The 766-nt window shown below is 53.3% G+C and carries 1 protein-coding gene; it reads left to right on the top strand.

The genetic code is table 11. The features are described 5' to 3' along the window. A partial coding sequence (locus tag H5158_RS22645) for an Ig-like domain-containing protein (protein WP_182740978.1) occupies window positions 1–766 on the top strand: 766 nt, incomplete at both ends.

Below are 766 nucleotides of genomic sequence, written 5' to 3'. Positions count from 1 at the left end.
GTACCTCAACCGAGCCTACGGGCACCGTTGTTAGCATCAGTATCGTGGATGTCAATGGCGATAGTTATGGATTAAGTGCCACCGTCCTCGCTGATGGTTCATGGCAAGTAACAGCACCAAGCTTACCGGATGGCAGTTATACAGTAACCGCCAGTATTACCGATGCGGCAGGCAATACCGGCAGTGACACCGGCACTGGCAGTGTGGATACCTTAGATCCGTTGATCAGTATCAATAGCCTCGGAGCCATTAATGATGATACGCCGACACTCAGTGGCACCTCGTCAGAGCCACAAGGGACAGTGATAACCCTCACCGTTACCGACAGCGGTGGAACGGTTACCGCACTCAGTGCAACGGTTAATGCCAGTGGTGAGTGGGCGGTCACCTCGCCAGTCCTCGGTGATGATGATTACACGGTGGTTGCGAGTGTCAGTGATGCAGCGGGCAACAGCAACAGTGCCACCGATACCTTTACACTTAACACCTTAGCCCCGAGTATTACCATCAACGCGATAGGTGAAACCAACGACACTACACCGACCATTAACGGCACCAGTGATGCGCCAGATGGCAGTGTTGTCACGGTAGTGATAAATGATGGAATAAACCCCGCAGAGACAGTTCAAACTACCGTAACCGGCGGCACATGGAGTGTCACGGCCAGCAGTGATTTAGCGGAGGGTGACTTTAGTGTTACCGCCACCGTTGAAGATGGCGTGGGTAATCAAGGCACCGCCAGCGTCACTGGGATCATTGATACCAC

This window comes from Pseudoalteromonas sp. SR45-6, assembly GCF_014163545.1.
Lineage (GTDB): Bacteria > Pseudomonadota > Gammaproteobacteria > Enterobacterales > Alteromonadaceae > Pseudoalteromonas > Pseudoalteromonas rhizosphaerae.
Note: the sequence above shows the minus strand (reverse complement) of the source record. Positions and strands in the feature narration are given on the sequence as shown.